At 63.1% G+C, this 25,547-nt stretch carries 23 protein-coding genes and 1 tRNA gene; 15 read left to right on the top strand and 9 right to left on the bottom strand.

From position 1 onward, the window contains the following. The 3 genes from ACFOKF_RS12830 to ACFOKF_RS12820 are packed head-to-tail and all read right to left on the bottom strand — an operon-like array spanning position 1 to position 4,152. On the bottom strand, positions 1-1,983 hold the full coding sequence (locus ACFOKF_RS12830) for a M48 family metalloprotease (protein WP_380796085.1): 1,983 nt from the start codon (positions 1,981-1,983) through the stop codon (positions 1-3). Beyond that, positions 1,980-2,348 carry a hypothetical protein gene (locus ACFOKF_RS12825; RefSeq protein WP_380796084.1) on the bottom strand — a complete coding sequence of 123 codons (369 nt, stop codon included), beginning with the start codon at positions 2,346-2,348 and terminating at the stop codon, positions 1,980-1,982. The genes ACFOKF_RS12830 and ACFOKF_RS12825 overlap by 4 nt, the downstream gene beginning before the upstream one ends. A 16-nt stretch (positions 2,349-2,364) precedes the next feature. Continuing rightward, positions 2,365-4,152, bottom strand: a complete 1,788-nt coding sequence (locus tag ACFOKF_RS12820) for a CHASE2 domain-containing protein (RefSeq protein WP_380796082.1) — start codon at positions 4,150-4,152, stop codon at positions 2,365-2,367. A gap of 406 nt (positions 4,153-4,558) precedes the next feature. On the opposite strand from ACFOKF_RS12820, the gene ACFOKF_RS12815 reads away from it, so the two are divergent. After that, the gene (locus ACFOKF_RS12815; protein ID WP_380796080.1) at positions 4,559-4,813 is read left to right on the top strand and encodes a hypothetical protein; all 255 of its coding nucleotides are present in this window, start codon (positions 4,559-4,561) and stop codon (positions 4,811-4,813) included. 5 nt (positions 4,814-4,818) lie between these two features. Here ACFOKF_RS12815 and ACFOKF_RS12810 read toward each other — a convergent pair whose 3' ends face one another. Together ACFOKF_RS12810 and ACFOKF_RS12805 are read right to left on the bottom strand one after the other, a co-directional pair. Continuing rightward, positions 4,819-5,157 carry a DMT family protein gene (locus tag ACFOKF_RS12810; protein WP_380797787.1) on the bottom strand — a complete coding sequence of 113 codons (339 nt, stop codon included), beginning with the start codon at positions 5,155-5,157 and terminating at the stop codon, positions 4,819-4,821. 122 nt (positions 5,158-5,279) lie between these two features. After that, entirely contained in the window at positions 5,280-6,206 is a 927-nt protein-coding gene (locus ACFOKF_RS12805; protein WP_380796079.1) for a DUF2171 domain-containing protein, read from the bottom strand. A 238-nt stretch (positions 6,207-6,444) separates the two neighbouring features. On the opposite strand from ACFOKF_RS12805, the gene ACFOKF_RS12800 reads away from it, so the two are divergent. The 3 genes from ACFOKF_RS12800 (at position 6,445) to ACFOKF_RS12790 (ending at position 8,086) form a co-directional block, all read left to right on the top strand. Further along, positions 6,445-6,520: transfer RNA gene (locus ACFOKF_RS12800), tRNA-Ala, on the top strand. A 66-nt stretch (positions 6,521-6,586) separates the two neighbouring features. Further along, positions 6,587-7,357: an NUDIX hydrolase gene (locus ACFOKF_RS12795; protein ID WP_380796077.1), complete on the top strand. Its 771-nt coding sequence runs from the start codon at positions 6,587-6,589 to the stop codon at positions 7,355-7,357. 3 nt (positions 7,358-7,360) lie between these two features. Continuing rightward, the gene (locus tag ACFOKF_RS12790) at positions 7,361-8,086 is read left to right on the top strand and encodes an extensin-like domain-containing protein (protein WP_380796075.1); all 726 of its coding nucleotides are present in this window, start codon (positions 7,361-7,363) and stop codon (positions 8,084-8,086) included. A gap of 5 nt (positions 8,087-8,091) precedes the next feature. Here ACFOKF_RS12790 and trpE read toward each other — a convergent pair whose 3' ends face one another. Both trpE and ACFOKF_RS12780 read right to left on the bottom strand, forming a co-directional pair. Next, positions 8,092-9,612 (bottom strand): anthranilate synthase component I, encoded by a 1,521-nt coding sequence (gene trpE / locus ACFOKF_RS12785; protein ID WP_380796074.1) that lies wholly within the window; start codon positions 9,610-9,612, stop codon positions 8,092-8,094. A 1-nt stretch (position 9,613) separates the two neighbouring features. Further along, on the bottom strand, positions 9,614-11,566 hold the full coding sequence (locus ACFOKF_RS12780; RefSeq protein WP_380796073.1) for a peptidyl-prolyl cis-trans isomerase: 1,953 nt from the start codon (positions 11,564-11,566) through the stop codon (positions 9,614-9,616). 206 nt (positions 11,567-11,772) lie between these two features. On the opposite strand from ACFOKF_RS12780, the gene tpiA reads away from it, so the two are divergent. The 3 genes from tpiA (at position 11,773) to ACFOKF_RS12765 (ending at position 14,812) form a co-directional block, all read left to right on the top strand. Beyond that, positions 11,773-12,534: a triose-phosphate isomerase gene (tpiA, locus tag ACFOKF_RS12775; protein ID WP_380796072.1), complete on the top strand. Its 762-nt coding sequence runs from the start codon at positions 11,773-11,775 to the stop codon at positions 12,532-12,534. A gap of 181 nt (positions 12,535-12,715) precedes the next feature. Further along, complete coding sequence (gene secG / locus ACFOKF_RS12770) at positions 12,716-13,090, top strand: preprotein translocase subunit SecG (protein ID WP_380796071.1); 375 nt, start codon at positions 12,716-12,718, stop codon at positions 13,088-13,090. A gap of 90 nt (positions 13,091-13,180) precedes the next feature. Beyond that, positions 13,181-14,812: a CTP synthase gene (locus tag ACFOKF_RS12765; RefSeq protein ID WP_380796069.1), complete on the top strand. Its 1,632-nt coding sequence runs from the start codon at positions 13,181-13,183 to the stop codon at positions 14,810-14,812. A gap of 138 nt (positions 14,813-14,950) precedes the next feature. On the opposite strand, the gene ACFOKF_RS12760 is transcribed toward ACFOKF_RS12765, so the two are convergent. Both ACFOKF_RS12760 and ACFOKF_RS12755 read right to left on the bottom strand, forming a co-directional pair. Next, on the bottom strand, positions 14,951-16,063 hold the full coding sequence (locus tag ACFOKF_RS12760) for an NADH:flavin oxidoreductase/NADH oxidase (RefSeq protein WP_380796067.1): 1,113 nt from the start codon (positions 16,061-16,063) through the stop codon (positions 14,951-14,953). 160 nt (positions 16,064-16,223) lie between these two features. Then, positions 16,224-17,354 carry a PQQ-dependent sugar dehydrogenase gene (locus ACFOKF_RS12755; RefSeq protein WP_380796066.1) on the bottom strand — a complete coding sequence of 377 codons (1,131 nt, stop codon included), beginning with the start codon at positions 17,352-17,354 and terminating at the stop codon, positions 16,224-16,226. 199 nt (positions 17,355-17,553) lie between these two features. Between ACFOKF_RS12755 and rimP the strand changes: the two genes are divergently transcribed. The 8 genes from rimP to ACFOKF_RS12715 all read left to right on the top strand — a co-directional run bounded on the left by rimP (position 17,554) and on the right by ACFOKF_RS12715 (position 25,466). Beyond that, entirely contained in the window at positions 17,554-18,078 is a 525-nt protein-coding gene (gene rimP, locus ACFOKF_RS12750) for a ribosome maturation protein RimP (RefSeq protein WP_380796064.1), read from the top strand. A gap of 14 nt (positions 18,079-18,092) precedes the next feature. Continuing rightward, complete coding sequence (nusA, locus tag ACFOKF_RS12745) at positions 18,093-19,664, top strand: transcription termination factor NusA (protein ID WP_380796063.1); 1,572 nt, start codon at positions 18,093-18,095, stop codon at positions 19,662-19,664. A 285-nt stretch (positions 19,665-19,949) separates the two neighbouring features. After that, positions 19,950-20,612 carry a DUF448 domain-containing protein gene (locus ACFOKF_RS12740; RefSeq protein WP_380796061.1) on the top strand — a complete coding sequence of 221 codons (663 nt, stop codon included), beginning with the start codon at positions 19,950-19,952 and terminating at the stop codon, positions 20,610-20,612. 102 nt (positions 20,613-20,714) lie between these two features. Further along, the gene (infB, locus tag ACFOKF_RS12735; RefSeq protein WP_380796059.1) at positions 20,715-23,342 is read left to right on the top strand and encodes a translation initiation factor IF-2; all 2,628 of its coding nucleotides are present in this window, start codon (positions 20,715-20,717) and stop codon (positions 23,340-23,342) included. A 123-nt stretch (positions 23,343-23,465) separates the two neighbouring features. Next, positions 23,466-23,864 carry a 30S ribosome-binding factor RbfA gene (gene rbfA / locus ACFOKF_RS12730; RefSeq protein ID WP_380796058.1) on the top strand — a complete coding sequence of 133 codons (399 nt, stop codon included), beginning with the start codon at positions 23,466-23,468 and terminating at the stop codon, positions 23,862-23,864. A gap of 31 nt (positions 23,865-23,895) precedes the next feature. Beyond that, the gene (locus ACFOKF_RS12725) at positions 23,896-24,165 is read left to right on the top strand and encodes an AbrB/MazE/SpoVT family DNA-binding domain-containing protein (RefSeq protein WP_380796056.1); all 270 of its coding nucleotides are present in this window, start codon (positions 23,896-23,898) and stop codon (positions 24,163-24,165) included. Beyond that, positions 24,165-24,554, top strand: coding sequence for a type II toxin-antitoxin system VapC family toxin (locus ACFOKF_RS12720; RefSeq protein WP_380796055.1), 390 nt, complete (start codon positions 24,165-24,167; stop codon positions 24,552-24,554). Before ACFOKF_RS12725 ends, ACFOKF_RS12720 begins: the two co-directional genes overlap by 1 nt. Positions 24,555-24,569: 15 nt before the next feature. Continuing rightward, complete coding sequence (locus ACFOKF_RS12715) at positions 24,570-25,466, top strand: alpha/beta hydrolase family protein (protein WP_380796054.1); 897 nt, start codon at positions 24,570-24,572, stop codon at positions 25,464-25,466. Positions 25,467-25,547: the final 81 nt, after the last annotated feature.

Raw genomic sequence — 25,547 nt, 5'->3', positions numbered from 1 at the left:
CTATTCATCATCATCGTCAGCCGCGTCGGCTGCTTCGATGTCGACCCCTTTTTCGGCTGCCTTCACCTCGGTCGCGGATGGCAAGCCGCAACTCGTGCCCTTGCGCGCGTCCGCAGAGGCGCGTGCTAGGCTGCCCATCAGCTTGTCCTGATCGGCGGGCGACAGGGCGGCGAATTGATCCTGCTGTTGCGGGTTCATGAAAGAAAATTCGCAGGCCTGCACCAGTGCCGGGTCGCTGCTGGCGTAACAACGCTGCACGGCATCGGTCAGTCGGTCGACATCCTTCGTTTGGGCCGCGATTGTGATCAGCGAAGGAAGGAAGCGGTTATCGTCCTGAAAGCGGCTTTTGGCCATGGCGATCACGGTCAACGCCTTGGTGTAATTCTTCATGCGCACCAGCAGTTTCACATGTTCGTCGAAGCCGTCGAGACTCTGCTGCATGTAAGGATCGGGGGTGAAAGGCGCGGCAGGCTGGGGTGAAAGCGCTGGCGCCGCGACCTTGGCCTTGGCTTTTCCCTTGCGAACGACCGGCTTGGCAGGCGCTGGCGCAGGCGGCGGCGCGGTGCCAACGCGATCAGCGATGTCATACATGCGGTCCGCTTCAGGCAAATTGCCCAGCGCGTAGTTCAGAAACGCAACGGTATTGGCAACCAGCGGCGTGCCGCGATAGCGGGTCGTCAGCGCCGGCTGCACCGCGGCCAGCGCCTTTCCAGCGCCGGCCGATACGCTTGCCTCGCATTCGGGCTTTTCCAGGTCGCACGGCGCCGCTGGAATGGCTGCGCGGGCGCTGTCGACGGCCCTGACCGTGACTTCCGCCTCCTTGAATTCAGGGGTCATGCGCACCGCGCCCAACCAGCTTTCGGTGGGATCCTTCGGCTCCATTGCCGCATAGGCATTGTCCATATATTTGGTCATGCCCGCCTGGCGCTGTTTCGCGGGTCTGTGGCTGGCGGTCAGCACATTCTTGATCTTCTTGAAGATGATGCTTTCCGCGTTGCGCATCAGCCCGTCCGTCCATTGCTGGAAAATGTTGCTGGCGTTGCCGCCGTCAGCAAACTGCGCCAGCGCCTGGCCGCTCGCGACCTTCATATAGCCGCTGAACTCATTACCGAACTGTTCGAAGAAAGTACCTGCCCGCGCTTCTTCCTGCTGAAGAAACGCCAGAGCGGTGCCGAAACCCGCGTCCGAATATCCGGCTTTGAGCGCCAGATCTATGCCAAGCGCGTCGGCCTGATCTTCATGGCGGCGAGACAGGCCCTGATTATAGATTTCCAGAAAATCATCGACGATATTTTCTTTCGCCCAGATTTGCGTGGACAGGGCTGCCAGATGCTTGTCGTTGGCCCGCTGCGCCTGGAAATTATTCCCATTCTTGGAAATGCGCACATCGGCCAGCATCAGCCCCAACTGCGCGCATCCCGTGATCCGATCCACATTGCTGCGCAACCGTCGCTGGCTGGCCGCGCGGGAAAAATGCGCCATGGCGATGTGTGCGAATTCATGGGCGACGACCCAGGCGACTTCATCGTCGGACTGCGCATGCATCAGCAGGCCGACGGGGATGACGATGACATTGTCAGGATGGGCGACCGGACTGTAGACCGCTGTACCAGTCATACGAAGCGAAATGGATGGAGGCGCGCGATATGGCCATGGCGTCCGCACCCGGTCGAGTATCTGGAACAGCGCCTTTTCGGTCAGCGGCATGGAGATGCCGGCGCCGGAATTGGCTCCCTTGTTGATGGACGCGGCGTTCAGCGTCTCGCCATTGGCAAGGTTGGTGCTGACTTCCTTATCCGCCTTGGCCAGAATGTCCGATGTCACTTCCGCCTGGACGAAGGGGCCTTTCTTGCCCTTGACCGTGAACGGACAGGCTATGCCGGGAATGCACTGGCCGATCGCCGCCGACGATGCCGATAGCGCCAGCGCTGCGGCTGTCGTCAGCGCTGCGATGCGAAGGGCCGGATGGACCGGGCCTGTCACAGGCAGGGCTTCGTATTGCCGCTCATGCCGGATCCCGCGCCGATGGAGGCGGCGATATGCGATTGCTGTTTGGAACCCGCAACATTGGCGATTTGCGGGCAGGGGTCGGTATTCATGCCTTCCGTGACGACCTCGGCAAGCCGCAGATAGACAAGCTCCCCTTTCAGTCTGATGGCGACATAGCCCTTTTTCGATATGTCCTCTATCGCAGCGCCGCCTTTCGCCAATGTGATGGGCGCGCGCTCCTTGAGCACAAGATTCTGGTCATAGATGTTCACGCTGGCGCGTGTCTTGACCACGCGGCCGTTGCTGCCGGCGGCAACAAGCAGGATTGCGCCGACGCAAAGCAGGACATGATGCCGCATAGTCATTTTCCTTTTCTCATGTGCTGGATGAAGGGGGGATCGGCCCCGAAGTGGTGATGAAGGCCCAAATGCGCCTGAGGGAGAAACGCTGGACGGCGGTCTGACGCAGGGGGGCTATCGCCGCCCAGAACAGTTCGGACAGGCCGATGATGACGATCACCGTTGCGCCGACCGCATTGAATCGGGACGGAACCCCTTTCATCGTCCAGATAGTGCGGGCATCGGGCCAGAGGGCGCATGTCAAAATGATCAGAGCCCATGCCAGGCCAAGGCAGAAAATCGCGGTGTGCCAGGTGGCGATGCGCGCGCCGCCGCCGGTTGCGAAACGCGGATAATGGCGCGGGTTCAGCCACTTCCTGCCTATCGCCAGCATCAGGGCAATGAAGAAGAAGATGGCCAGATTGAACAGGTCGCCCATGCTGAGGCTGAGATGCTCGGAAATCTGCTCAGATTGCCGGGCATATTGGTCGCCCCGTTCAATCAGATTGTCGAGCGCCATGGCATGAAAATAGACCCCCGGCATGCGGTCAAAGGGGGCTGTCGCCAGCATGTCGTTCGAATCGCTGAACTGGCCGCCGATGATGACCAGCTTGTTCGCGAACAGGGCTGATGCAAGACTTGGAGAAAACCCCTCCCACTGGACGATGTCGCTGGGATAGGCGCGGGTGTACAGGCAGGGGGCGGGTCGATCGGACCATTTGATTCCGGCGAAGGATAGCCTGATGACGCGACCCATGGCGTTCCAGAAACCGGGGGAGGCGTAGCTGCACGCTGCATGGTTGGCCAGATAACGCCAATCCTGATCCTGCGCGGCCTGCCCTGTGGACATCGTTTGCGGATCGGGTTGAATAGCCCATTCGATGTCGAGCGGTTCGGTGAAGGCATCGCTCCAGACAAACAGGCGATCTTGTGATCGCGCGGGCTTCTTGTTGCATGGCTGAGCGGCCTCTATGGCCTTCCCATTGCCCGCGATCGGCTTATCGGCGTGCGTGCACCAGATGTCATACAGAGCCGCGGCCGGGTAAAGCGCATAGCGGTGATCCCTGCGCTCCTGGGCCGTTGCCGGCGAAATCAGCGGATATTTGTGGGGTTCTATGCCCACCGGCACGGTCAGCGCTATCTGGGCCAGCGCGTCAATCAGCGGCGTAGCCGGCTTCTCGGGTGCCTGTGCGACATTGTCGCCCAAAGCGGGATCCGCCACCAGGATCGGGATGCCCTTGGATCGCCGAATGCAGTCGATCTTTGCTGCGCTGTTGATCTGGCACCAGTGATCATCACGCCACGTCTCATATTTCGTCAGTTCTGCTATATCGAAGACCAGGCACTGGACTGGCGACGCATAGGGACCATTCCGTCTTGCGCAGTCCGTTTCTACTTTCGGATCCAGCACGCCCTGTATCAATATATTGCCGTCGGTCGCCTTGCCGTTGGCGTCAGTCAGCAGCATGTCCATGAAGATGGCGAGTGGCGCCCCGTCGTCTGCGGACGTGTGGCGAATATCCTGAATCAGGTTGGACAGGTCATACAGGCTCAGGGGACGCTTCTGGTTCGCCCGCTTCAGCGAATCGTCATCATAATAGATGACGGTGATGGCGCTCCTGCCGATCGCTTGTGTGACCGTCGCCCTATCGTTCGTCGCGCCCGGATAGTCATGGGCATGCAGCCTTTCCCAAAGGAGATGGCTGCGCTCTTCGCTCCACTGGACAATTTCGAAAGGGTTGAGGATGGCGAGTAGCAGAACGATGAACGCTTCAAATAAAGCGTGCGTGACTGGACGCGCCAGCCATCTGCCTATCCCCCTCAAACCGTCTCTTATCAAGACGCAGCCCCCTGATTTCCCCGTTTATCAACTTACAGCAGGTTCATCACGAGTCCAGATAGTAGAATGATCCGATATGAGACCATAATCGAAGGATTTTGTTGGTCGTTGTGAAGGGGGAATAAAAATAATATTTGAAAGCGCATGAACGCGGCACTGGGCCATTTGTGATCCGAAAATAAATTCTGTCTAAGGATTCGCTCGCGTCACGAAAATGTGCAGTCGGGTGTTGCCGGGTTCAGCCATCGACAGACGATCGTCATCCTATGGCTGGTCTGAAGGCGCGCAGAGGTGCGGAGGCTTTCTATCGGATGGAGCCCGCCTTTTGGTTCACAAGTGAAACCTTTTGCGTCTCAAGCGTTGAATCCGCAGGCAATAGAGGAAGACGCGCATGCAGATCGCTTTCGGAAACGCCCGCCCCTCCTTCGCGAAGGGCTTCAGCCCGCTCTATCATGCAGGGGAGACCAATCGCTGTCCCTCCTGCACCCGCCAGCAATGGATCGTCGGCCGGATGGTCGCGGAATGCGCCTTTTGCGGCACGGCGCTGCCGCTGGAGCAGTTCAGCACCTACAGCGCGCGCCCGCGCATCGCGTGTCAGGGCGCCAGCAGTGATCTTATGCCTGAAGAATTGCGCGCCATATCCTGATCTGTTCAGGCGCGCCCGACGAACAGAAAACCGACCGCTCCCATGATGCAGGCAAAGGCGGCCAGATGCCGCCAGTGCAGCGGTTCGCCCAACACCGTAACCATGAAGCCGCCAAAGATGATCAGCGCAATCGCTTCCTGCGCGACCTTGAGCTGGCCCGCGCTCCAGCCATGCGCATAGCCGATCCGGTTGGCGGGCACGGCCAGACAATATTCAATCAGTGCAATGCCCCAGCTGATCAGAATGACCAGCAGGATCGGCTTTTCCATCCCGCCCTTCAGATGCCAGTACCAGGCGATCGTCATGAAGATGTTGGACAGGATCAGCAGGATGATGGTCGGCATGGCGATCTCGCGCGGCGGGACGGGGGCCTGCTTTGCAGGCTCCGTCGGGCCGGCGCAAGTTGCCATGCGAAAAGGCCCGGCGGTGATCGCCGGGCCTTCTTTTAATCAGCGTCTATCGAACCTTAACGATAGCGCGTGCCGCCATAATTGCTGGAATAGCCAGCATAGCCCTCGCGTGTCCGGTCTGAGCGATTCTGGTCGCGGTCGCCGAACAGCGCATTTTGTTCGCGCTCGGTGCGCCAGGCGTCCTGCGCCTGCTCGGCCGTCTTTTCCAGCGTCACCTTGGTCGCATCGACCGACTTGATCCAGCTCGACGGGATGGAATGATGCACGCCGCCGGCATCCTGGTCATTCTTGGTCAGGATGATGCGGTCGCCGCGCAGCTTGTCGACCGTGCCGACATGCTCGCCATCGCTGCCGACCACTTCCTGATGCTCCTGCACCTGGTTGATGGCCTGCCGCTGTTCGCCGCGACGGGTGCGCCAGGTGCCGAACTCGCTGTTGAAGCGATCGCGATTCTCCCGCTGATATTCATGATAATCGCGGTCCAGTTCGTCGATCCTTTGCTGGCGCCAGGCGTAATAGTTGCTGTCGTGATGCGCGCCATATTCCTGCTGCTGGCCATAGCTGCGGATGCGCGATCCATGATCCTCGCTGCCATAACCGCTGCGTTCGCCGCTATAGGGTACGAAGCCGCGTCCGGGCAGATAGTCGTTGCCCGACGCCGCCGCAAAGCCCAGCCGGCTCGACTGGTCGCGCGGGTCGCCATAGGGGCGGTTATAATATTCGTCATATTCGCGCCGGCGCTCCGCCTCTTCATCGCCGAACCAGCTACGAATCTCGTCGCCGGCCCGGTCGAAGAAGCCGCGATCCTCATAATCATAATCGGCCGGGGGGCGGCGCAGATCGGGTCCGCCAAATTGCCCGCGCGTGCCGTAGCGATAGCCGCGATCCTCGCGCGGGTCGCGTTGCGTGCGATACCGGTCGCCCCGGTCCCAGCCGGTGGAATAGCGATCCTCGCCATAACGGCGTCCGCCTTGATAACCCATCGTCCATCTCCTTATGTCGCTGGCGACGCATTGTCGGCGTCGTCGCTGCATCAATGGGTGGAAAGGGGCATCGTTCCGGGCGTTACGCAGGAGTAATGTCTGGCTGAAACACCGCCCTGTCGCGGCCAAAAGCCCTGCCATTTCGCGGACTTGATCGAGATTAACAAGGCCCACGCTTTTTTGCGCAAAAGACCGTTGCATGGGCCAAATTGCTCGCCTATAGGCAGCGCTCCTTTACGGGGCCTTAGCTCAGCTGGGAGAGCGCGTCGTTCGCAATGACGAGGTCAGGGGTTCGATCCCCCTAGGCTCCACCAACCTCCTCAATGAGGTTGCACCGAAGGACTTTACCGCCAGCGCCCCGAGCGCCTAGAGCGGTTTTCATGACAGAAGATGCTGATACGGGCCGTCCTGCCGCGACGGTGGTGGTCGTGCGCGATCGGGCCGATGGCTTGCCGGAATTGCTGATGGTGGAACGCGCGTCGACCATGGCCTTTGCCGCAGGGGCGCTGGTCTTTCCCGGCGGCGCGGTGGACCCGGCCGACCATGCGCTGGCGGCGCGGATCGGCGGCGCGCTGGACCAGGATGAAGCGGCCGGGCGCATCGCTGCAATCCGGGAAACGATCGAGGAAGCAGGGTTGGGGATCGGGCTGACCGGCGCGGTCGATGCGGCGAGCGTGCTGCGCCTGCGCGACGGATTGCATGACGGCAGGCCGCTCGGCGATCTGCTAGACCGCCATGGTCTTGGATTGGATATGGAGGCTCTGACGCCCTTCGCCCGCTGGCATCCTGCCCCGTTCGAGCAGGCGAAACGGGTGTTCGACACGCGCTTCTATCTCGCCCGCGCGCCGCAGCGGCAGGTGGCGAGCGTCGACACGACCGAAAATGTCCGCCTCTTCTGGAGTAGCGCCGCCGACACGCTGGCGCGGTGCGACGCGGGAGAGGGGCGCATCATCTTCCCTACCCGGCGCAATCTGGAGCGGCTGGCGGGCTTTGCCTCCTATGCCGATCTGGTCGCGCATGCAGCCGCTTTCCCGGTGGAGAAGGTGCGCCCATGGCGGGAGGAGCGGAATGGGGAGACGCATCTCTGCATCCCCGATCATCTGGGCTATCCGGTCACATCGGAACCAATGGGGCAGGCTCTGCGTGCTTGAGGGGTGAGAAAACTCCATCTGACCCTGCGCCGTCTCGTCCTGCTGGGCGGTGCGTTGATCCTCCTGTTCCTCGGCTATGCCTGGCTTCGGCAAAGGCCGCAGGATCTGCCCTGGACTGATCTGGACCTTGCCCAGCCGGTGGGCCTGTTCACCGGGCGCAAGCTTGCCGCGCTGACCAATGATGCGCCACGGTGCAAGGCGCTGCTGGATCGCGCCGGGGTCGATCATGTCGCGATGAAGCCCGGCGGCGCGGATCAGTGCGCCTATGCCGATGCGGTGCGGCTCCGGCCGGAGGCAGGCGCGATCACCCTTGCGCCGGCATCCGTCGCGCCATCCTGTCCGGTGGTGGCCGCGTTCAAGCTATGGGAATGGCAAGTGGTTCAGCCCGCCGCCCAGCGCATCTACGGCCAGCCCGTCCGCACCATCCGCCATTTCGGCAGCTATAGCTGTCGCCGCATGTACGGCCGCAGTCAGGGCGATTATAGCGAACATGCCACCGCCGATGCGATCGACATCGCCGCCTTTGTGCTGAAGGACGGGCGGCAGATCAGCGTGCTAAACGACTGGAAGGGGCAGGGGAAGGACGCCGCCTTCCTGCGCGCGGCGCGGGACGGGGCCTGCGACCTTTTTTCGACCGTGCTGTCGCCCGACTATAATGCGGCCCATCGCGATCATTTCCACCTGGATCAGGCGGAACGGGGCGCGACCGGATGGCGGGCCTGTCGGTAACGGACTTATTGCCCGAACCCGGCCTCCCGCGCCACGTTCACCGCTTCACGGGCGGCGGCCAGCAGCGCGCCGCTCTTTGCTTCTGTCTCGCGTTCTTCATAGTCGGCAGTCGAATCTGCGACGATGCCCGCGCCCGCCTGCACATGCATCACGCCATCCTTCAGCACGGCGGTGCGCAGCACGATGCAGCTGTCCATATTGCCGTCCGGCCCGAAATAGCCGACCCCGCCGGCATAGGCACCGCGCGTTTCCGGCTCCAGTTCGGCAATGATCTCGCACGCGCGGACTTTGGGCGCGCCCGATACGGTGCCGGCCGGGAAGCCGGCGAACAGCGCGTCGATCGCGTCCTTTTCCGGCGACAGGCGGCCCACCACATTCGATACGATGTGCATGACATGGCTGTAAAATTCGACGGTGTAGCTTTCCGTGACCGTCACCGATCCGGCGCTGGCCACCCGGCCGACATCGTTGCGGCCCAGATCCAGCAGCATCAGATGCTCGGCCCGTTCCTTGGGATCGGCGAGCAGGCTTTCGCGATTGGCCGCATCCTCGACCGCATTCTGCCCGCGCGGGCGGGTGCCGGCGATCGGGCGGATCGTCACTTCGCCATTGCGCGCGCGCACCAGGATTTCGGGCGACGACCCGATCAGCGCGAAGCCGGGCAGGTCGAGATAATAGAGGAAGGGCGACGGATTGATCCGCCGCAGCGCGCGATAGAGCGCAATGGGGGGCAGGGTGAAAGGGCTGGTGAAACGCTGCGCCAGCACCACCTGAAAAATATCGCCTGCGACGATATAGTCCTTCGCCTTCTCCACCATCTGCGCATAGCGGCCCGGCTCCAGCACCGGCGTCACCGCCACATCGGCGATCTCGGCCGGGGCGGTGGCGGCGGGCAGCGGCGCGGCGAGGCGCGCGGCGGCGGCGTCGATCCGCTCCAGCGCGCTGTCTATCGCCTTGTCGGCATCGGCAAAGCTGCCCTTCCACACCGGCGACACGATATAGAGCTGATCGGCCAGGCGATCGAAGATCAGGATCACGGTCGGCCGCACGAACAGCATGTCGGGCACGCCGATCGGATTGGCGGCGGGGCGAGGCAGCTTTTCCACCAGCCCCACCGTCTCATAACCGAAATAGCCGACCAGGCAGGCAAGCGCGGGCGGCAGCGCCCCGTCCATTTCCGCCCGACATTCCGCCACCAAAGCGCGCAATGCATCGAGCGCGCCGGCCTTTTCAGGGATGAAGGCGTCGCGATCGCTCGCCCAGTGGCGGTTGATCTCGGCGCTCTGGCCATTGGCGCGGAAGACGAGGTCGGGGGCAAGGCCGATCAGGCTGTACCGGCCGCGCACCGCGCCGCCTTCGACCGATTCGAGCAGATAATCGCCGCGATGGGGTTCGAACAGCTTGAGCGCCGCCGAAATCGGCGTGTCGGTGTCGGCAATCTGCCGCCGCCACACCAGCGTAGATTCGCCGCGCGCCAGCGCCGCGCGTGCAAAGTCGATCCCGTCCATGCCCCCGGTCGCCGCCATGTTACTGGTCGCTGCCGTTGTTGGTCGACAAGGCCTGACGCGCCTGCGCCACGGCGTTGGGGTTGCGGCTGACCTTCAGATCCTTCTCGACCGCGCGTTCGAACTGCTGGGCATATTCCTGGCCCACCACTTCGCCCAGCTGGGTGCGCACCTGATTGAGCAGTGCGGACTGTCCCTTGGCGTCGCCGCGCTCGATCTTGTTCAGTTGCACGACGAAATAGCCGCGATCCTGGCCGATCGGCAGCGTCTTCACACTGTTTTCGGCCATCTGGAACAGCATGGCGACTTCGGCGGGCGGACGCTGCTGGCTGCGCATGATGTCGGCGCGGCGGCCGCCCAGCGTCTGCGGCGCGGGCAGCTTGACCCCAGCCTGTGCGATCGCATCGGCCAGCTTCATGCCCTTGGCGACCTTCGCCTGAATCTGGGCGGCCAGCGCCTTCGCCTTCGCATTGCCCGCGTTCAGCTTATACTGCGCCAGCACCAGTTGCTTGACTTCGGCCAGCGGCGGCGGCGCGGCGGCGATGATTTCGCCCGGCGCGGCCAGCGCATAGCGCTTGTCGGCGGTGATCGGGATCAGCTGCGCGTCATCGTCGGCGCTCATCGCGAAGACCGGGGTCAGCAGCGGCTTGATGTCGGCGGGCGCATCATAAGCCTGATCCTTCACCTGCTTGCCGGTAGCGAGCAGGGCGGGGCTGGTTTCCAGCGTCAGGCCATTGTCCTTGACGACTTCCTGGAAAGTGCCGCCATCGGCGATCGCATCCTCGATCTTGCCGGTGAAGTCGTTCAGCAGCTGCTTTTCCTTCTGGGCGCGCAGCGTGGTGACGATCTCTTCGCGCACCGCCGTCAGCGGGCGAGCGGGCGTGTCCTTGATCGCGGTCACGCGGACCAGCAGCCAGCCCAGCGATCCACGCACCGGCCCGACCAGTTCGCCCTGCTTTGCGGCCCAGGCGGCGTCGGCCACGGCCTTGCTGGTGGATGCGGTCAGCGCGTCGCGGCTTTGGTCGGCCAGCGTCGATACGGCAAGGCCAGCACCCTTTGCGGCGTCGGCCAGGCTCTTGCCGGCCTTCACCTGATCGGCGATCGCCTTGGCGCCCGCCTGCGTCGGCAGCACCAGCTGTTCGACGCTGCGGCTTTCCTTGGCGGCATAAGCGGTCTTGCTCTGATTATAATAGGCGCTGATTTCAGCATCGCTGGGCTGCGCCGCCTGCACGAAGCGATCCGCGTCGATAATGGCGTAACGGATGCGGCGCTGCTCGGGAATGGTGAAGCGCGCGCTGTTATTCTTGTAGAAATTGTTCAGCTGCGCGTCGGTCGGGCTTTTTTCATCCAGGAAAGCGAACGCCGGGATCGCCGCCACCGTGCCCTGCCGCGCCTCCAGCAACAGCGAGGCGTAGGGCAGCGTCTGGCTGTCCGTCAGCTTCACGCCAAAGCCGACCGGCGCCAGCAGAAGGCGTTGCAGGATGCTCGCCGAAAAATCCTGGCGCAGCTGGGCTTCGGTGATACGCTGTTGCGACAGGAACTGGCGGAAGACATCCTGGCTGAAATTGCCGGCGGCGTCGCGAAAGGCCGGAATTTGCGCAATCTGCGCGTCGATCAGCCGCTTGCTGATATGCACGCCCTGCTGCTTGGCAAAGGCCTTGAGCGTGAGTTCCGCGACCAGCCCGTCATAGACCTGATCGATGCCGCCCTGCGCGATCAGCTCGCTCATCTGCAGGGTCGGGTTGGACCGGCGCGCATTTTCAAAGGCGCGCTGCACTTGCGTCTGCAATTCCGCTTCTGTCAGTTCATAGCCCTTGGCCTTCGCAGCGGCCTTGCCGCCGAGCAGCGATCCGGTGCCGAATTTGCCGCTGGTGATGTCACCCATGATGAAGGCGGATGCGATAACGCCAAGGAACAGGATCGCGATCAGCGCGCCGAACTTGGAATGGATGATGCGGCGAAAGACAGAGAGCATGAAATTGTCCGAACTGCGGGCGGTATAGGCGGCCCGCTTTAGGCGCGGATGCGCGCGGCGGCAAGGCTTGCACTGGACAAATGCGTGAGCGCCGTTCATCGGCTTATATCAGCAATCTGCGCTTTCGAAGGAGACGCCAGGGGCAATCGCCCGGCGGCGGAGGGGCAGGGGGCGACGTGCAGCAATAATCAAAAGGAAACAGATTGATGGGCAGGCGCAAGCTGGTTGTCGGCAATTGGAAGATGAACGGGATGCGCGCGCATCTTGACGAGGTGGAGGCTATCGGCCGTGTCGCGGCTGCGCATCCGTCGGTGGAGGTGGGGCTGTGCCTGCCGGCCACGCTGATCATGGCGGGATCGGAACGGCGCGGGGCGGCGTTCATCGGCGCGCAAAATTGCCATATGGACATCAGCGGCGCCTATACCGGATCGCTGTCGGCCGACATGCTGGCCGAAGCCGGCGCCACCTGGGTCATCACCGGCCACAGCGAACGGCGTGAGGCGCGTGGCGAAACCAATGCCGATATTGCCGCCAAATCGGCCGCCGCGCATCAGGCAGGCATCAACGTCATTCTGTGCGTGGGCGAAACGCTGGCGGTGCGGGACGCAGGCAAGGCCGAACAGGTTGTGGCCGATCAACTGCTCGCGTCGCTGCCCGACGATGCGGCGGCCGACTGGCTGGCGGTCGCCTATGAACCCATCTGGGCGATCGGCACCGGCCGCATTCCCACGATGGAAGCGGTAGCCTCCATGCACGCCGCCCTGCGCGCCGCGCTCGCCAGCCGGATCGGCGCAGAGGCGGACAAGGTGCGAATCCTCTATGGCGGATCGATGAACGGCGACAATGCGGCCGACCTGATGGCGATCGCGGACGTCGACGGCGGCCTGGTGGGCGGCGCCAGCCTGTCAGCCAAAAAATTCGCGCCGATCATCGAAGCCGCCGACCAGCGCATGGCGGCTGCGGCCTGATAACCCACGAAACCCGTTCGTTTCGAGCGAAGTCGAGAAACGCTGGCGCAGTGCTGGCCGCTTCTCGACTTCGCTCGAAGCGAACGGATGCCGTGTAGTTCCCGGCAGGCAGGTTGCCCCCGCGCCTCATCATCGCTATGTGCGCGCCAACGCCCTCCTTCACCGGACAGATATAACCGCAATGTTCACTTTCCTTCTTGTCGTGCAGGCGATCATCGCCGCCCTGCTGGTCACCGTCATCCTGATGCAGAAGTCGGAAGGCGGCGGTCTGGGCGTGGGCGGCAGCCCGGCCGGCCTGATGTCGGCGCGCGGCGCGGCGGATTTCCTGACCCGGTCGACCACCGTTCTCGCCAGCATCTTCGTGCTGCTGTCGATCGTGATGGCGGTCATCGCATCGGTGCGCCATGCACCCAGCGACATCGACACCTCGCTGGTGAAGCAGGCCCCGGCCACGCAGAGCGCGCCGGCAACGCCGAACGCGGATCCGCTGGCGGGTGCGGCCAGCAATGCCGCGTCCGCTCCGGCGTCCAACGGTGCGGTTCCGCTCGCCAACTAACCACTTCACCGATCTTTCGATCTTTTTTTAAGCGCGCGTGGATTCGCGCGCTTGCCCTTTGTTGTTCCGAAAGGCTAAGCCTCTCCTCCCATGACGCGGTATATTTTCATCACCGGCGGCGTGGTCTCCTCGCTTGGCAAGGGCCTTATGGCCGCATCGCTCGCAGCGCTGCTGCAAGCGCGAGGTTTCCGTGTGCGAATCCGGAAGTTCGACCCTTATCTCAACGTCGATCCGGGGACCATGTCGCCCTATCAGCACGGTGAGGTCTATGTGACCGACGACGGGGCGGAAACCGACCTCGACCTTGGCCATTATGAGCGTTTCACCGGGGTCTCGGCGCGTCAGTCGGACAATGTGACGCAGGGCCGCGTCTATCAGACGATCATTCAGCGCGAACGGCGCGGCGATTATCTGGGCGCGACCGTGCAGGTCATCCCGCACGTCACGGACGAGATCAAGGCGTTCGCCACCGCCGACACCGAAGACCTCGACTTCGTCTTGTGCGAAATCGGCGGCACGGTGGGTGACATCGAATCGCTGCCCTTCATGGAAGCGATTCGCCAGCTCCATAATGATCTGGATCGCGGCCAGTCGATCTTCGTCCATGTGACGCTGGTGCCGTACATTGCGGCGGCGGGCGAGCTGAAGACCAAGCCGACCCAGCGCAGCGTGCGCGACCTGACCTCGCTCGGCATCCAGCCGGACATCCTGCTCTGCCGTTGCGAACATCCGCTGCCCGACAGCGAACGCAAGAAGATCGCCTTGTTCTGCAACGTCCGTCCCGAAGCGGTCATCCCCGCGCTCGACGCCAGCAGCATCTATGCCGTGCCGCATCAATATCATGCCGAAGGGCTGGACGCCGAAGTGCTGCGCGCGTTCGGCATCAATGATGCGCCCGCGCCCAAGATGGACCGCTGGGACGACATCATGGATCGTCGCCAGAACCCGGAAGGCGAAGTCACGATCGGCGTGGTCGGCAAATATGTCGGCCTGCTCGACGCCTACAAGTCGCTCTATGAGGCGCTGAACCATGGCGGCCTGGCCAACCGGGTGAAGGTCAACGTCAAGTGGATCGACGCGGAGCTGTTCGAGAAGGGCGACGACATCGTCGCCAGCCTGGAACCGATGCACGGCATTCTGGTCCCCGGCGGCTTTGGCGTGCGCGGGTCGGAAGGCAAGATCGAATCGGTCAAGTTCGCACGCGAACGCAATGTGCCCTTCTTCGGCATTTGCCTCGGCATGCAGATGGCCTGCATCGAGGGCGCGCGGAACACGGCGGGCATTGCCGACGCTTCGACCACCGAGTTTGGCGAAACGTCCGAGCCGGTCGTGGGCCTCATCACCGAATGGATGAGCAAGGAAGGCCTGCAACAGCGGACCGCCGAAACCGATCTGGGCGGCACCATGCGTCTGGGCGCCTATCCCGCCAAGCTGACCGGCAACAGCGTGGTCGCGGGCATCTATGGCAGCAACGACATCAGCGAACGGCATCGCCATCGCTATGAAGTCAATGCCAGCTATCGCGAACCGCTGGAAAAGGGCGGTCTGATCTTCTCGGGCATGTCGCCGGACGGCACGCTGCCCGAAATCGTCGAACGGCCCGACCATCCCTGGTTCGTGGGCGTGCAGTTCCACCCGGAACTGAAATCCAAGCCGTTCGATCCGCACCCGCTCTTCGCCAGCTTCATTGCGGCGGCGGTCAAGCAGAGCCGACTGGTGTAAAAGCATCGTGCGGAAAAGTGGGAACCGGTTTTCCGCCTAAAACGATGCGACAACAAAAAGCTTAGAGCGCGCGACTTGCGTCAAATTTTACGCAGCGCGCTCTAAAAAAAACGGGGCCAATCGGCCCCGTTTTTCGTTTCAGGCCTTCGGCGCGTCGAACAGGTGCCGATATTGGCGCGGCTGACAACGCAGATATTGCGGCGCAGCCTTCACGCTCGCGCCCAGATGGGCGGCGGCATGCCAGGGCCAGCGCGGATCATAAAGGATGGTGCGCGCGATCGCGATCAGGTCCGCGTCGCCGGTGCCCACGATCGCCTCGGCCTGCTCATAGTCGGTGATCAGGCCCACGGCGATCACCGGCATATCGACCGCCTGCTTCACCGCGCGGGCGAGCGGCACCTGATAGCTTGGCCCCACCGGAATATCCTGTCGCGGGTCAAGGCCCCCGCTCGACACATGGATGGCGCTGCACCCGCGCGCCTCCAGCGCGTGCGCAAAGGCAATCGTCTGGTCGATGTCCCAGCCGCCTGCCACCCAGTCGGTGCCTGACACGCGCATCGTCACCGCCTTGTCCGCCGGAAAGGCCGCGCGCACCGCATCGAAAATCTCCAGCGGCAACCGCATGCGATTTTCGAGGGCACCGCCATACTCATCGTCGCGCTGATTGGAGAGGGGCGAAAGGAACTGATGCAGCAGATAGCCATGCGCGCCATGCAGCTGGATCGCATCAATCCCCAGATTGTCGGCCCGCTTCGCTGCCGCGACGAAAGCGTCGCGCAGCCGGTCGATCCCCGCTCTGTCCAACGCCATCGGCGCATGGGTGCCCGGCGTAAAGGGCAGGGGGGATGGGGCGACCGTCCGCCATCCATCGTCATGGTCGGGCGCGATCTGCGCGCCGCCTTTCCACGGCACCTGCGTAGACGCCTTGCGCCCGGCATGGCCAAGCTGGATCGCGATCGGCATGTCGCTATGGGCGCGCACGCCGTCCAGCATCCGCTTCATCGCCGCCTGCGTGCGGTCGTCCCACAATCCGACATCGGCGTAGGATATGCGCCCTTCGGGCAGCACGGCGGTCGCCTCGATCGTCAGCAGCGCCGCGCCCGATTGGGCCAATTGGCCCAGATGCATCAGATGCCAGTCGGTCATCTCGCCATCGACTGCCGAATATTGGCACATGGGCGCGATGACGATGCGATTGTCGAGGCGCAGGCCGCCGACATGGAAGGGCTGAAACAGCTTGGGACCGCTCATGATGGCTCCGGAATTAGCGATGGGACAGGCGCTAAATAGGCGTCATTGTGCGGTGCGGTAGGGGGCGTCAGGACAATAATGAAATCATCATGCAAAGGCCGACAGCCAGCGCCCCCGCACTTGCGATCAGCACCGCTCCGGCGGCCACATCTTTTGCGGTTCAACTCACAGGCGTCAGCTTCAGCATGCGGCCCTGCGATTTGCCGCCATCCTCCAGCAGCCACAATGCGCCGTCCGGTCCCTGTTCGACCTCGCGGATGCGTGCGCCCATGTCCCATTGGTCGGCCTTTTCCGCCTTTTCGCCGTCCAGCTTCACCCTTACCAGGCTCTGGCTGGAAAGCCCGCCGATGAACAAGGATCCCTTCCACATCGGGAAGGCCGCGCCGCTATAATAGAGCAGGCCGCCCGGCGAAATCACCGGGTTCCAGCTGACTTTGGGCGCTTCATAGCCATCGCCTGGCGCATGGTCGGGAATGTCGCGGCCGTCATAATGGCTGCCGTTCGACACATTGGGATAGCCATAGTTGAGGCCCGGCTTGATCAGATTGACCTCGTCCCCGCCTTGCGGTCCCATTTCCTGTTCCCACAAACGGCCATCCTTGTCGAAGGCCAGCCCCAGCAGGTTGCGATGGCCGTAGGACCAGATGGCGGGGGTGAAGCCCTTGGCGGCGAGCGGATTGCCGGCCGCCGGCGTGCCGTCCGGATTGAGGCGCAGCACCTTGCCCAAAGTCGATTTGGGGTCTTGCGCCGGATCGAATTTCTGCCGTTCACCATTGGTGAAGAACAGATATTTGCCATCGGGGGAAAAGGCGATGCGGCCCGAATAATGGCCATCGCCCTCGACATAGGGGCTGGCGCGGAAGATGATCTGCACGCCGTCCAGCTTCGTCGTCCCGTCGCTCGCCTGATGAAATGCGCCCTTGGCCAACGCCACGCCCTTCAACCCGTCGCGTTCCTCCGAAAAGCTGAAATAGACCGCCTTGTCCCTGGCGAAGGTCGGGGAAAGCACCACGTCCATCAGCGCGCCCTGCCCGGCGCTGTCGACCTTGGGGATGCCGGCAATCGGGATCTTGGTGCCGTTGCCGGGATCGAACAGGATCATCTCGCCCGCTTTCTCCGTCACCAGCGCGCGGCCGTCTGGCAGGAATGTCATGGCCCAAGGCGAATCGAAGTCGGCGATGACCGACGTCTTGAACGGCTTTTCGGCCGCCGCTGTCGTCTGGCTGTTGGCCCCATCCCCCGAGCAGGCGATCAGCAACAGGGGCAGGGCGGCAAGCGTGATATGGCGCATATATATATCTCCATCATCGGGCATTTGCGGCGGGTTAGCGCGCGGATAATGCGCGGAAAATGATTGCGGTCGAATGTTGTTGCAGATTATTCGCACCACGCCTATATCGGCAATGCTTCCTTACATCGTCAAACATGTCAGGGTCGCGGGCACCAGCTCGCGGCGCGGAAGACGCACATATCTGGTTCATGGAGACTGCATGGCGGACATCGCCGAACTGACCGCATTGATCGAACCCGAAGTGAAGGCTTTGGGCTTTGACCTCGTGCGCATCAAACTGTTCGGGTCGGGTGATGAATATACGCTTCAGATCATGGCCGAAAACCCGAAGACCAAGCAGCTGGTGATCGAAGATTGCGCCACCATCTCGCGCCGCATTTCGGACGTGATGGATGAAGCCGACCCGATCGAGGAAGCCTATCGTCTGGAAGTGAGTTCGCCCGGCATCGACCGGCCGCTGACCCGCCTGCACGACTTTCAGGAATGGGCCGGGCATGAGGCAAAGATCGCCGCGACCGAACTGGTCGAGGGGCGCAAGAGCTTTCGCGGCATTCTGAACGGCGTGGAGGGGGAGGATATTCTCTTTACCGACGCCAAGGTCGGGGATGTGTCCATTCCATTCGCTCTGGTCGGCGAAGCCAAGCTGTTGCTGACCGATCGACTGATTTCTGCTACCATGCCGCTCTCTTCCGATGGGGCGGATGAATTTGAAACCGAAGAATAAGGGTTCATAAAGTCATGGCCAACGCCATTTCCGCCAATCGGGCCGAACTGATCGCCATCGCCAATTCGGTGGCCAGCGAAAAGATGATCGACAAGGCCATCGTCATCGAGGCGATGGAAGACGCGATTCAGCGCGCCGCGCGCGCCCGCTACGGCGCCGAAAACGACATCCGCGCGAAGCTGGACCCGGACAGCGGCGACCTGCGCCTGTGGCGCGTGGTTGAAGTGGTCGAAACGGTCGAGGATTATTTCAAGCAGGTGGACCTCAAGCAGGCCGCCAAGCTGAAGAAGGACGCTGTCGTCGGCGACTTCATCGTCGATCCGCTGCCCGCGATTGACCTCGGCCGTATCGACGCCCAGTCGGCCAAGCAGGTGATCTTCCAGAAGGTCCGCGACGCCGAGCGTGAGCGCCAGTATGACGAATATAAGGACCGCGTGGGTGAGATCATCACCGGCGTCGTCAAGTCGGTCGAATTTGGCCATGTCGTCGTCAATCTGGGCCGCGCCGAAGGCGTGATCCGCCGCGATCAGCAGATCCCGCGCGAAGTCGTCCGCGTCGGCGACCGCATCCGTTCGGTCGTGCTGAACGTGCGCCGCGAAAATCGCGGCCCGCAGATTTTCCTCAGCCGCGCGCATCCTGAATTCATGAAGAAGCTGTTCGCGCAGGAAGTCCCAGAAATCTATGACGGCGTCATCACCATCATGGCCGCCGCCCGCGATCCGGGTTCTCGCGCCAAGATCGGCGTCATCAGCCGCGACAGCAGCATCGATCCGGTCGGGGCCTGCGTCGGCATGAAGGGCAGCCGCGTTCAGGCCGTCGTGCAGGAAATGCAGGGCGAAAAGATCGACATCATCCCCTGGTCGGAAGACACGGCCACCTTCGTCGTCAACGCGCTTCAGCCCGCTCAGGTCGCCCGTGTCGTCATCGATGAGGAAGAAGAGCGCATCGAAGTCGTCGTGCCTGACGATCAGCTCTCGCTCGCCATCGGCCGTCGCGGCCAGAATGTCCGCCTCGCCAGCCAGCTGACCGGTAAGGCGATCGACATCATGACCGAGGCTGACGCCAGCGAGAAGCGCCAGAAGGAATTTGTCGCCCGTTCCGAAATGTTCCAGAACGAACTGGACGTGGACGAAACCCTGTCGCAGCTGCTGGTTGCCGAAGGCTTTGGCGAGCTGGAAGAAGTCGCCTATGTCGAGGTGGACGAACTGGCCGCGATCGAAGGTTTCGACGAGGAACTGGCCGCCGAATTGCAGAGCCGCGCGCAGGAAGCGCTGGAGCGGCGCGAGCAGGCCAATCGCGAAGAGCGTCAGGCGCTGGGCGTCGAGGATGCTCTGGCCGACATGCCGCATCTGACCGAAGCGATGCTGGTCACGCTGGGCAAGGCGGGCGTCAAGACGCTGGACGACCTTGCAGACCTCGCCACCGACGAACTGGTGCAGAAGAAGCGCATCGATCAGCGCCGTCGCAAGTCTGACAGCAACAGCGACGACAAGGGCGGCATCCTGGCGGCCTATGGCCTGTCCGACGAGCAGGGCAATGAGATCATCATGGCCGCCCGCGCCCACTGGTTCGAAGAGGAAGCCTAAGTCTCCATGATTGCAACCGACACCCGTCTTGCTGATTTCACCTGGTCGCTCTGCGAGCGGCCGGGGCAGCGGACGGCTGTCGTTTCTTTCCCTCCATCAAGGGAGGACGCCTATGTTGCGGACACTCCCCGATGAGAGAATAAACACTCCAACATTGCAACCTCACTCCTCCCCGGTACGGGGAGGGGGACCGCTCGCGCAGCGAGTGGTGGAGGGGGTGTGCGGCGGGGCGAGCCCCCTCCGTCAGGCCTGCGGCCTGCCACCTCCCCGTGCCGGGGAGGAAAAATGACCGAACGCAAATGCATATTGAGCGGCGACCGCGCCGATCCCGAAACGCTGATCCGGCTGGCTATTGGCCCGGAAGGACAGGTGCTCCCCGACATCCGCGCCAAGGCGCCGGGGCGGGGCGCCTGGGTCGGCGTGTCGCGCGCGGAGCTTGAAACTGCCCTGGCCAAGGGCAAGCTGCGCGGCGCGCTGGCGCGCTCCTTCAAGGATGGCGACCTTCAGATTCCAGAAAATTTGCCGGCTCTGATCGAGGATGGGTTGCGCAAGGCGCTGCTCGACCGGCTGGGGCTGGAAGCGAAGGCGTCGATGGTTCTGACCGGATCGGAAAAGATCGACGTCGCCTGTCGCAAGGGGCAGGTGCAGTTGCTGCTTCATGCCGCCGATGCGGCGGCGGACGGCAACCGTAAACTGGATCAGGCGCTGCGCGTCGGCCAGGAAGCGGAAGGCACGGATTTGGCGGGTGTCACCTTGCCTGTGGACCGCGATGCCCTATCTATGGCAATGGGGCGCGACAATGTCGTCCATATCGCGGTGACCGACTCGCGGGCAGCTTCGCGCCTGCGCGCGGCCATAGGCCGCTTGGAAAGCTATCTGGGTTGCGCTAACGGAGCGTCCGTGCATGGGGAGCATGTCTCCGCTGATGCGCCGGGCGTTCTGGAATGAGCATATCGCTCTGACGGGCAAGGGCCGGAACGGCATCGAAGAATATAGGGCGTCGGCGGGCCTATCCGGCCGAAGCGGAAGTGAAGGGTTAAGTTCGATCATATGAGTGACAGCAAGGAAGACAAGCCGGTTCTGGGTCGCAAGCCGCTGGGCATCAAGCGGACCGTCGAATCCGGCCAGGTGCAGCAGCAGTTCAGCCATGGCCGCAAGAATACGGTCGTGGTTGAGGTGAAGCGGCGCCGCGTCCTGGGCAAGCCCGGTGAGACGACCGGTGGCGCTCCTGCGGCTGCGCCCCAGACCGAATCGGCGCCTGCGCCCGCAGCGCCCCGTCCGGCCGCACCCGCGCCGCAACAGCCGCAGGCGCGCGCCCCGCAGCCTGCGCCGGTGCGCCACACCCCGCCGCAAAGCCTGATGTCGCGTCAGGAATTGCAGGCAAAGCTGCTGCGCGAGGCGGAAGAAGCCCGCATGAACGCGTTGGAGGATGCTCGTCGTCGTGAAGACGCCGCGCGCCTTGCCGCCAGCGAAGAAGAAAAGCGTCGCGCCGAAGAAAATCGCCAGGCCGCCGAAAATGCCGAGGCGGAAGCCGCGCGTCAGGCTGAAGAAGCCGCAAAGGCCGCCGAGGAAGCTGCAAAGGCGCCCGCGCCTGCGCCGGTGGAAGAGGCTGCGCCTGTTGCTGCCGCGCCCGAAGCGGCGCCCGCTGCGCCCGCCGCTGCCGAAGCGAAGCCTGCGACCACGGCGTCCACCATGCCGCCGCCGCGCCGCTTTACCCCGGTCGCGCCGATCAAGCGTCCCGAACCGGCCAAGCCCGATCGCGCCAAGAAGGGCGAGGATAATCGTCGCCAGGCTGGCAAGCTGACCGTCACCAAGGCGCTGGCCGATGACGACAGCGCGCGCGCCCGCTCGCTCGCCGCGCTCAAGCGCGCTCGCGAAAAGGAACGTCGCGCCCATTATTCGGGCGGGTCGAAGACGCGCGAAAAGCAGAGCCGCGACGTGATCGTGCCTGAAAGCATCACCGTTCAGGAACTTGCCAACCGTATGGCCGAAAAGGGCGCGGATCTGGTCAAGTCGCTGTTCAAGATGGGCACCGCCGTCACGCTCAACCAGTCGATCGATCAGGATACGGCGGAACTGCTGGTGGAAGAATTTGGCCACCGCATCCAGCGCGTGTCCGACGCCGACGTCGAAATCGGCATGGAAGGCGAGATTGACGCGTTCGAAACGCTCAAGCCCCGTGCGCCTGTCGTCACCATCATGGGCCATGTCGACCATGGCAAGACCTCGCTGCTCGACGCGCTGCGCGGGACCGATGTGGTTGCCGGCGAGAGCGGCGGCATCACCCAGCATATCGGTGCCTATCAGGTGAAGACCAAGGGCGGTGACGTCATCACCTTCCTCGATACGCCGGGCCACGAAGCTTTCTCGGAAATGCGCGCCCGCGGCGCCAACGTCACGGACATCGTCATCCTGGTGGTGGCGGCCGACGACGGTCTGATGCCGCAGACGGTGGAAGCCATCAACCACACCAAGGCCGCTGGCGTGCCGATGATCGTTGCGATCAACAAGTGCGACAAGCCCGAAGCCAATCCGCAGAAGGTGCGTGAGCGCCTGCTGAGCGAAGAGGTCGTGGTCGAGGATATGGGCGGCGACGTTCAGGACGTGGAAGTGTCGGCGCTCAAGAAGACCGGCCTTGACGAACTGATCGAAAAGATCCTGCTCCAGGCCGAAGTCATGGAACTGACCGCCAACCCCGATCGCGCCGCCGAAGGCAATGTGATCGAGGCGCAGCTGGACAAGGGCCGTGGCGCCGTCGCCACCGTGCTGGTCCGCAAGGGCACGCTCAAGATCGGTGACACCTTCGTCATCGGGTCGGAAAGCGGCAAGGTCCGCGCGATGATCAATGACAAGGGGCAGCAGGTGAAGCTTGCCGGTCCCTCGACCCCGGTCGAGGTGCTGGGCCTGTCGGGCGTGCCGATGGCGGGCGATCAGCTCACCGTTGTCGAAAACGAAGCCCGCGCCCGCGAAGTCGCCGCCTATCGTCAGGAACTGGCGACCCGCAAGCGCACCACGGCTGCGCCCACCAGCTTCGAGAATATGTTCTCGGCGCTCAGCACCAAGGTTATCGAATATCCGGTGGTGGTGAAGGGCGATGTGCAGGGGTCTGTCGAAGCGATCGTATCGTCGCTCAACAAGATTTCGACCGACGAGATCAAGGTGCGCATCCTGCATTCGGGTGTCGGCGCGATCACCGAAAGCGACGTTACGCTGGCCGCCGCCAGCCGCGCGCCGCTGATCGGCTTCAACGTCCGTCCCAACGCCAAGGCGCGTCAGCTGGCGGAGCGCGAGAAAATTTCGCTGCGCTATTATGATGTGATCTACGACCTTCTTGAAGAAGTGCGTGGCGAAATGGCGGGCCAGCTGGCGCCCGAACGCATCGAAACGATCGTGGGTCGCGCCGAAGTGCTTCAGGTGTTCCCGGCCGGCAAGAAGGACAAGGCGGCTGGTCTGCTCGTCCTCGACGGCATCATCCGCAAGGGTCTGTCGGCGCGCCTCACCCGCGACGATGTCATCGTGTCGCGCACCAACATCGCCTCGCTCCGCCGTTTCAAGGACGACGTGTCCGAAGTACGCGCCGGCATGGAATGCGGTGCGGTCCTTCAGGACACCAACGACATCAAGGTCGGCGATACGCTCGAACTGTTCGAAGTCGAGGAACGCGCCCGCACGCTGTAATTCAATATTCCCCCTCCCGCTTGCGGGAGGGGGGTAGGGGGTGGGCTCGCCCTCTCCTATATTGTTATGGCCGGTGGGAAGAGCCCACCCCCGGCCCCTCCCGCAAGCGGGAGGGGAGGTACTATGTCGAACCAACCCGAAGGCCCCTCCGTCCGCCTGCTGCGCGTGGGCGAACAGGTGCGCCATGTCCTCTCGGACATTCTGCAACGCGGCGATGTGCATGATGATGTGCTGGCAAAGCATGTCGTCAGCGTCACCGAAGTGCGCATGTCGCCCGACCTGCGCCACGCCACCGTCTTCATCAAATCGCTGCTGGGGCAGGATGAGGAGGCGGTGCTGAAGGCGCTGCGCACCAACACCGCCTATCTCCAGCGCGAAGTCGCGCACCGCATTCGCCTCAAATATGCGGCGAAGCTCAAATTCCTGGCCGACGAAAGCTTTGATGAGGGCAGCCATATCGACAAGCTGCTGCGCGATCCCAAGGTCGCCCGCGACCTGACCCCGGACGAGGGCGAAGATTGACTTCGTTTGCGGTAAGACGCATCTTACCGTCATGAACGCCAAGACCACCCTGTCGGCCAAAGGCCAGGTCGTCATCCCCAAGGATGTGCGCGATCAGCTGGGCCTTGCGCCGGGTCAGGTGCTTGATGTCGTGCCTATGGCTGGCGGCGTGCTGCTCAAGCCTCAGCATAAGAAGTCCGGTCGCAGTTTCGAAGAGATCATGGCCGGCATCCGGGCGCGCTACCAGCATCAAGGTCCGCCGGTTTCCATTGAAGAGATGGACGAGGCGATTGCGCAGATGTTTCGCGACCGGAAGGACTGATGGCAGCAGCCATCGACACCAATGTACTGGTCCGCTTTCTGACTGGCGATGACCTCGCTCAGGCTGAATTGGCGGCTGCGCACATCAGTCAGGGATTTGTGCTGCTGCCAACAGTGGCGATAGAAACCGAATGGGTCTTGCGCGCTAGCTATAATTGGTCGCGCCCGCGGATCGAAACGGCCTTCCGGGAGGTCATAGATTTGCCAGAAGCAATCGGATTTCCGATCGCTATGCATTGGGTGCTGGATCGCTTCGCGGCCGGCGCGGATTTTGCGGACATGATGCATCTGTCGATGGCTGGCGATACCGACGGCTTTCTGACATTCGACCGGCGGATGGAAAAACTGGCGGGGGTTTCCCCGCCCGTTGCCGTCATTACCTTGATATAAAAACGGGGAATAATCATGCGGGCTTTCTGGTTGTCTTGTGCGCTTCTGTCTTGCGCAATCACGCCCGCCCTCGCCAAAGACCCCGCCATCCACCCCGCCGTCATCGCCGATCCTAGGCCCGACGCGGCTTACCCCGCCGGCATGAGCGCCTTTGTTATCCCGGTCGAGGATGGCGCCATGAACGCGGTCATGTATACCGCCGCAGGCTCCGGCACGCACCCCACGCTGCTGCTGCTCCACGGCTTTCCCGGCAATGAGCAGAATCTTGATCTGGCGCAGGCCGCGCGGCGCGCCGGATGGAACGTCCTGACCCTTCATTATCGTGGTTCCTGGGGCAGCCCCGGCACCTTCTCCTTCGGCCATGCGTCGCAGGACGCCTTCGCCGCGCTGCAATTCCTCCAGCAGCCCTCGGCCGTGGCGAAATATCGCATCGACACCAGCGCGATCGTGGTGGCCGGACACAGCATGGGCGGCTTCATGGCGGCCGATGCCGCCGCCGCCGAACCGCGCGTCGCCGGCCTGTTCCTGATCGATCCCTGGGATCCGGCGCAGACCGTCGCCGCACTCGCCACGCCGGAAGGCGAAGCGGTCTGGAAAGCCGAAGTGGCCGGCGACCTGCCGCCGCTCAACGGCGCGACCTATGACAGCCTGACCGGCGAGATCAAGGCGGACGGCGCGAAGTTCGATCTGGGCCGCCGCCTTGCCGGCTATGGCCGTCGGCCGCTGACGATGATCGGCGCGGATCGGGGCATCGGCGCCATGGCGCGCAAGGCCGCCGCCGATGCGCAGGGCGCCAATCCGGGCACGCGGCTGATGGTCTGGCCGACCGACCATAGTTTTTCCGACAAGCGTATTGCCCTTGCCGACGCGCTGGTCCGTTTCCTTGCTGGCGTTGCTCCGACAATGCGATAGTCTTTGATTGTCGCGATTTAGCTTCGCTGATCTGATGATTCCGAGTCGGCGGATGTTCCATCCGCCTCGAAATCGCTTTAG

The organism is Sphingobium rhizovicinum (assembly GCF_042647625.1).
Classification (GTDB): domain Bacteria; phylum Pseudomonadota; class Alphaproteobacteria; order Sphingomonadales; family Sphingomonadaceae; genus Sphingobium; species Sphingobium rhizovicinum.
This window is presented reverse-complemented; position numbering and strand designations above follow the sequence as displayed.